This is a genomic window from Vibrio sp. NFR, from assembly GCF_027587095.1.
GTDB lineage: Bacteria > Pseudomonadota > Gammaproteobacteria > Enterobacterales > Vibrionaceae > Vibrio > Vibrio harveyi.
Genome location: NZ_JAPPTN010000028.1, coordinates 1 through 6,352 on the forward strand (window position 1 = coordinate 1; position 6,352 = coordinate 6,352).

The following is a 6,352-nucleotide window of genomic DNA, read 5'->3' on the forward strand; positions in this document are numbered from 1 at the left end:
TCAAAGACCTCGCTTTTGCGAGGTTTTTTTGAATCTACAATGTGATAAACTGTAGTTTCTACAGGGGTGTAGCTCCAATTGGCAGAGCAGCGGATTCCAAATCCGCGTGTTGGGAGTTCGAATCTCTCCACCCCTGCCATATTTAAGGCTCTAGCAGAAATGCTAGAGCCTTTTTCGTATATGGAGGAACGAGTACCAGTCTAGTTGGAAGAGCAGGGGATTCCCCTAATGCCCAAATAGTGCGTGTTGGGAACTGAGCCGCCAGTCCGCTTGGCAGCAAGCCATATCGAATCTCCGGAGTGCCGGTCCAATCTACCCCTGCCATATTTAAGACTCTGGCTGAAATGCTAGAGCCTCTTTCGTATATGAAGAAAAGAGTACCAGTCTAGTTGGAAGAGTATCTGATTCTCCTAACGCCAGAATCGTGCGTGTTGAGATTAGATCTCCAGCTCGCTTGGCAGTAAGTCCTATCGAATCTCGGAGTATTGATCCAATCTACCTCTGTCATATTTAAAGCTCCAGCAGAAATGCTGGAGCCTTTTCGTTACAATCTGGACCTGTTATCTTGTTGAATTTCTTAGAATACAAAGTCGTCTCATCCCATTGTATATCGAAGTGTCAGTTTAAATACTTAAAGAAAGCAACAATGTTGTAATCTATGTCGCTAGCTGTACATAATAAAAAAGCCCAGTATTTTCATACTGGGCTCTGTAAGTTTACTATCGAAGCATTTTAAAGAATGCGTTTTAGTACACCATCAGCTTTGATACGTGTGATCTTACGGACCAGCTTCTGAACACTGACTGGATAGTCTTCCACTTTCTCTAATTGCTTGTAAGTACAAATAAGCTGAGTGTGCTCTAGAATGTTTGCCACCTCTTGTTCAAATTTGTCTGTCATCTTCGCGAAGTTGTCTTGTACTAAAAGACCATTTTCAAGATCTAGTGACCATGCTCTAGGGTTTAGGTTGTTGCCTGTCATAAGCATGTAGCGCTTATCAACCCAGATACCTTTGAGGTGGAAGCTATTGTTATCATGTTTCCAAAGGTGAATAGATAATTTGCGAGCAGCAATGCTTGCTTCATTCGCTTTAGCGAAACGACGTAAGTTGAGTTCGTACAGATATGGTAAACCACCAATAGTTTTGAACTCTTCTTCAGGAGAGATGTAGAAGTCGTTTGCAGTCTTGTCACCAACCACGATTGTTACTTTTACGCCACGTTTCATTGCACGCTTTACTTCACGATTAATCGCTTTCGGGAAGTTAAAGTAAGGTGTGCAGATAAAGATTTCGTTCTGAGCAGCTGCAAGCAGCTTAACGATTTTCTGGTTGAGTAAATTACGGCGCTTCCCTAAACCTACCAGCGGTGTAACTTTCACTTCGTCTTCGCTGGCTACTTCTGGTTTAAATTCGTAATTAGCACGAGCTAAAGAAGAGCGAAGTTGGCGAATGTCCGCTTTGATCTCTTTTGTCTCAGGTTTATCTTTATCTGCAAGATCATTAACTGCAGGGTGGGCGATCATTTCATCCTGAATGAATCCTACCATCGAGTCTGCTAATGCTTTGTGTTGAATGACATGGTAGCGGTCGAAGCGGTAACGACCATTGTATTGTAGGTATACGTTGTTAAGACTTGCTCCGCTGTAAATGACGGTGTCATCTACGATGAAGCCTTTAAGATGAAGTACACCAAAGACTTCTCTGCCTCGTACAGGAATACCGTATACAGGAATTGAGTGCTGGTATTTTTTTGCGAATGCCTTGTAAAGTGCTGCGTTGCCTTCAGATGATTCTGCACCAATGAGACCACGTTGCGCTCGGTGCCAATCTACACAGATATTGATGTCCAATCCAGGATTGCGCTGTTTCGCTTCATAAAGCGCTGTGAAAATTTCACGTCCAGCTTCATCATCTTCCAGATATAGAGCGACTAGGTAAATTCGTGACGTTGCTTTGCTGATCGCATCAAGAAGACGAGCTCTGAAAGCATCTGCTGCGTGCAGAACTTCGAAGTCTTCAGGCTTAACTGCGAGACTTGGCAACTGTTCGAATGGGTTCCTACTTACTATCATACCGGTGTGAGTACCTTAATTAAGTGCAATATTGCGAACCTGATATTTTACCAAAGATATGATTTCTCTGGCTACAAAAGCGCACTGTTTGAAGCACTAGAAGTAATGAATTGCATTGGAATGAGATCTTTGCCACTGTCCACGTACCGTAAATAAGCCATTTTCAATGAGTTTGGAAGCTCAGAGCTATCAATGGTTTTGAATCCATGTTGAGAGTAATAAGCCTCTAAATGATTAAAAGCAAAGCAATAATCTCCATTGTTGAAAACAGTGTTTTCGCAATGAGTAAGTAATGCTTGACCGACCCCTGTTCCCCTACATTCCGGAACAACAAGCATACCAGTCAGCAAGCGAGACTTTTCGACCGCTTTCATTCTAAGGAGAGCAACGATTTTTCCTTCTAAACTTGCGGTGATGATCAGCTCATCACGCTTGGCTTTTCCGGCAGGGTAATGTGCTTTGTATAATCTCTTGATCAGAGGTAGTTTGATCGGATTTAACACTTCTATGATTAATGAGCTAGGTATTGTCACTGCGGCTAAAACATAACTAAGGTAGAATGGCTACAGTTTAAGAGAATCTCATCTGGCGTTGCAAATCCACTATGGAAATTAAGAAACATGCGAGCCTCAAGGCTTTCCACACATTTGGTATCGAACAAACCTGTGCTTATTTAGCGATCGTTGAAACTATCGATGATGTTATTCAGCTATTTAAAGATGAAGCTTACCTAGAGTTACCGAAGCTATTTTTAGGTAAGGGCAGTAACATGCTGTTTACTCAACACTATGAAGGCATGGTCATTATTAACCGCTTAATGGGTAAAACTGTTACTGAAGAAGGTGCTCATTATCTATTGCACATTGAAGGCGGTGAGGATTGGCCGGCGCTTGTTCAATGGTGTGTAGAACAAGGCATGGGAGGTATTGAGAACCTCGCACTCATCCCTGGCTGTGCAGGCTCGGCACCTATTCAAAATATCGGAGCCTATGGATTGGAATTGCAAAATGTGTGCGAATACGTAGATATCCTCGATTTGGAGAACTTCACGACCAAACGCATGACTGCAGAAGAGTGCCAATTTGGCTATCGTGATTCGATCTTCAAGCATGCATTATATGAAAAATGCTTTATTACTGCGGTCGGTCTCAAACTGCCAAAGCAATGGAAGGCGATCAATCAATATGGTCCTTTGCAAAGTATTCCTGAAGAAGAGCTTAGTCCCCTAACCATTTTTGAGCGTGTATGCCAAGTGCGAATGGAAAAATTGCCAGACCCTGCAAAAGTTGGTAACGCAGGAAGCTTTTTTAAAAATCCAGTGATCAGCCAAGATCATTACGATCAACTTATCAAAAAGCACAGCAATATGGTGGCTTACCCTGCGAAAGGAGGAATGAAAGTCGCTGCGGGTTGGTTAATCGACCAATGTGGTTTGAAGGGGGTATCAGTGAACGGTGCTCAAGTAAATCCACTCCAAGCTTTGGTTCTAACTAATGTTGATAATTGTAGTGCCAATGATGTTGTCGAGCTTGCGTCTTTGGTAAAAAGGACCGTTTGGGATAAATACCAAATTGAACTAGAACATGAAGTTCGTTTTATGAATAACAAGGGCGAGACTAACCTAACTGAGATTGAGGCTACGCGATGAGAAAGGAACACTCTGCAAAACTGCATATTCTCAAAGCGCTAAGTGACGGTGATTTTCATTCTGGGGAAGCCTTAGGGCAAGAATTGGGTATATCACGCGCTGCTATTGCAAAGCACATCAAAGGTCTTAATGATTGGGGCGTAGACATTTACCGGATTCAAGGACGTGGCTACCAGCTAGCTCAGCCTTTACAACTGCTTGATGAGCAAAGGCTTCAAGCTTATGTTGATACTCAACTTGAACTCATCTCGGTTATAGATTCAACCAACCAATATCTGCTCGAGAAAGTCGATGACTCCGATAAGGGGCGCGTATGTTTGGCTGAATATCAAGCAAAAGGAAGAGGACGACGTGGTCGCCAATGGATATCGCCTTTTGGAACTAACTTGTATTTGTCGATGTACTGGCGTTTGGATGCTGGTATGGCAGCGGCTATGGGGTTGAGCTTAGTTGTTGGTATCGCAGCAGTGGAAGCTATTGAAGAGATGGGTATCCAAGGCGTGAAACTCAAATGGCCGAACGATATTTACTACGAAGATAAAAAGCTTGCAGGCATTTTAGTTGAAATGTCAGGGCAAGCCGGTGGGGCAGCGCATCTAGTTATTGGCATGGGGCTTAATATCGGTATGCCAGACTTGCAACCTGAAATCGATCAACCGTGGACAACCTTAAACCAAGTGAGCGATAGCCTAGATATCGATCGTAACCAGTTAGCGATTAACCTGATTGAACACTGGAAGAAAGCACTAGAAGAATATGAAATGACAGGGCTCGGTGGGTTTGTAGAGCGTTGGAATCGTTTAGACAACTTTATTGGACGCCCTGTAAAGCTATTGATGGGACCTAGAGAAATCCATGGGGTAGTAAAGGGCATCGATCAGCAAGGTGGTGTAGTATTAGAAACCACTAATGGATTGGAGACCTACGTTGGTGGTGAGATCTCCCTAAGGAAAGGTGATTAACCTCTAGTCTAGTGCCTGATAGAGGTTACTTTCTCAACGACACCTTGTCGACGAGATGACTAGGACCTTTGTGCAGAATTAGATGGGCTCTCTCGCGAGTTGGCAGAATGTTATGTTCTAGATTGAGCCCGTTAATGCTTTGCCAAATTTCTTTAGCTTTGTTTTTCGCCTCTTCGACAGACAATTGCGTGTAATGACTAAAATAAGAGCCTGGCTGAGTAAATGCACCTTGGCGGAATTTCAAAAATCGTTCTACATACCATTGCTCAATGGTCTCAGTTTCTGCATCAACATAAATAGAGAAGTCTAGGAAATCAGAGACAAACACGCGATGTGGATCATGCGGATAGTCCATACCACTTTGCAGAACGTTTAACCCTTCGATAATCAGTACATCTGGACGATCTACTTTCTTTCGTTCTTCAGTAATGTCGTACGTAATGTGTGAATAAACTGGGACTTCTAAGTTTGGTTGACCTGCTTTTACATCTGAAACGAATTCTACCAAGCGTTTAATATCGTAAGATTCCGGAAAGCCTTTACGATGCATGATGCCTCTCTCTTCCAGCACTTTCTTTGGATATAAGAAACCATCTGTTGTCACAAGGGCGACTTTCGGATGGTTCTCCCAACGAGAGAGCAATGCTTTTAGAAGTCGTGCGGTAGTACTCTTTCCTACCGCCACACTGCCGGCAATGCCGATAACAAAGGGTGGAGCATGTTCTTCCGTGTTGAGGAACTGCTGAAGTACAGAGTTACGACTTTGGCGAGCCTGAACGTACAGATTTAAAAGACGAGACAAAGGAAGGTAGATCTCTACCGCTTCCTCCATAGTGAGGTTTTCATTAATGCCTTGAAGCGCTTTCAGATCGTCTTCAGAGAGTGTCATCGGAACAGAATTGCGCAATTCTGCCCATTCGGCACGGTCAAATGACAAAAATGGACTCATGGGTCTCTTTTATCCTTGGTTTCATCGAGAGCAAGAACATACAACAAGCTCCGTGCAAAGCAAACGACAAAGCTCGAAAGTTTGCTTTAAAAAGCGAGGTTTGTATGATTTTGCAGCAATCGATTCTAAAAAGTCGAATTTTACGATTTTTTTTGAAATAGCTATTGCAACCTAGAAAATCATTCAATAGAATGCGCACCACTTATGCCGACTTAGCTCAGTAGGTAGAGCAACTGACTTGTAATCAGTAGGTCACCAGTTCGATTCCGGTAGTCGGCACCATTCTTTCCTGTTTCCAGTGGAAACAATTGTAGTAAGAATGGCTTAAAAATTTGGAGGGGTTCCCGAGTGGCCAAAGGGAGCAGACTGTAAATCTGCCGGCACTGCCTTCGATGGTTCGAATCCGTCCCCCTCCACCATATTCTTTAGGAAATAGCTCTCAGAGTTACGTGTTGCGGGCATCGTATAATGGCTATTACCTCAGCCTTCCAAGCTGATGATGCGGGTTCGATTCCCGCTGCCCGCTCCACTCTAATTTGAGTGCTGATATAGCTCAGGTGGTAGAGCGCATCCTTGGTAAGGATGAGGTCGGCAGTTCGAGTCTGCCTATCAGCACCAGCTCTCAAAGTTATCTCCTTTTGATATAAGATTTACCAATTATCTTTTTTGGTTGCGTGGTCAATTCGGGCCACCTAAATCCGTACCTAGAGGGACTACTCA

5 protein-coding genes and 5 tRNA genes are annotated in these 6,352 nt (G+C 43.4%); 7 read left to right on the forward strand and 3 right to left on the reverse strand.

The features are described 5' to 3' along the window. Positions 1 to 62: 62 nt before the first annotated feature. A tRNA-Trp gene (locus OH463_RS26110) sits at positions 63 to 139 on the forward strand. Positions 140 to 732: 593 nt separating this feature from the next. Here the strand turns inward: OH463_RS26110 and pssA are convergent. Both pssA and OH463_RS26120 read right to left on the reverse strand, forming a co-directional pair. Beyond that, positions 733 to 2,073, reverse strand: a complete 1,341-nt coding sequence (gene pssA / locus OH463_RS26115) for a CDP-diacylglycerol--serine O-phosphatidyltransferase (protein ID WP_005451105.1) — start codon at positions 2,071 to 2,073, stop codon at positions 733 to 735. 71 nt (positions 2,074 to 2,144) lie between these two features. Then, positions 2,145 to 2,576 carry a GNAT family N-acetyltransferase gene (locus tag OH463_RS26120; RefSeq protein WP_017191164.1) on the reverse strand — a complete coding sequence of 144 codons (432 nt, stop codon included), beginning with the start codon at positions 2,574 to 2,576 and terminating at the stop codon, positions 2,145 to 2,147. 101 nt (positions 2,577 to 2,677) lie between these two features. Here OH463_RS26120 and murB point away from each other — a divergent pair, with 101 nt between their 5' ends. Together murB and birA are read left to right on the forward strand one after the other, a co-directional pair. Further along, the gene (gene murB, locus OH463_RS26125; protein ID WP_005451110.1) at positions 2,678 to 3,721 is read left to right on the forward strand and encodes a UDP-N-acetylmuramate dehydrogenase; all 1,044 of its coding nucleotides are present in this window, start codon (positions 2,678 to 2,680) and stop codon (positions 3,719 to 3,721) included. Then, positions 3,718 to 4,683 (forward strand): bifunctional biotin--[acetyl-CoA-carboxylase] ligase/biotin operon repressor BirA, encoded by a 966-nt coding sequence (gene birA, locus OH463_RS26130; protein ID WP_050941056.1) that lies wholly within the window; start codon positions 3,718 to 3,720, stop codon positions 4,681 to 4,683. Before murB ends, birA begins: the two co-directional genes overlap by 4 nt. 25 nt (positions 4,684 to 4,708) lie before the next feature. On the opposite strand, the gene coaA is transcribed toward birA, so the two are convergent. After that, positions 4,709 to 5,632 (reverse strand): type I pantothenate kinase, encoded by a 924-nt coding sequence (gene coaA / locus OH463_RS26135; RefSeq protein ID WP_017817494.1) that lies wholly within the window; start codon positions 5,630 to 5,632, stop codon positions 4,709 to 4,711. 206 nt (positions 5,633 to 5,838) lie between these two features. On the opposite strand from coaA, the gene OH463_RS26140 reads away from it, so the two are divergent. The 4 genes from OH463_RS26140 to OH463_RS26155 all read left to right on the forward strand — a co-directional run bounded on the left by OH463_RS26140 (position 5,839) and on the right by OH463_RS26155 (position 6,250). Then, a tRNA-Thr gene (locus tag OH463_RS26140) sits at positions 5,839 to 5,914 on the forward strand. 52 nt (positions 5,915 to 5,966) lie between these two features. Continuing rightward, a tRNA-Tyr gene (locus OH463_RS26145) sits at positions 5,967 to 6,051 on the forward strand. A 35-nt stretch (positions 6,052 to 6,086) separates the two neighbouring features. Further along, positions 6,087 to 6,161 (forward strand) — tRNA-Gly (locus tag OH463_RS26150). Positions 6,162 to 6,174: 13 nt separating this feature from the next. Then, positions 6,175 to 6,250 (forward strand) — tRNA-Thr (locus tag OH463_RS26155). Positions 6,251 to 6,352 lie beyond the last annotated feature (102 nt).

What these genes read in the sequence shown, in the direction of transcription:
- pssA (WP_005451105.1), bottom strand. Translation starts at nt 2,073, where the DNA reads ATGATAGTAAGTAGGAACCCATTCGAACAGTTGCCAAGTCTCGCAGTT.
- murB (WP_005451110.1), top strand. Translation starts at nt 2,678, where the DNA reads ATGGAAATTAAGAAACATGCGAGCCTCAAGGCTTTCCACACATTTGGT.
- birA (WP_050941056.1), top strand. Translation starts at nt 3,718, where the DNA reads ATGAGAAAGGAACACTCTGCAAAACTGCATATTCTCAAAGCGCTAAGT.
- coaA (WP_017817494.1), bottom strand. Translation starts at nt 5,632, where the DNA reads ATGAGTCCATTTTTGTCATTTGACCGTGCCGAATGGGCAGAATTGCGC.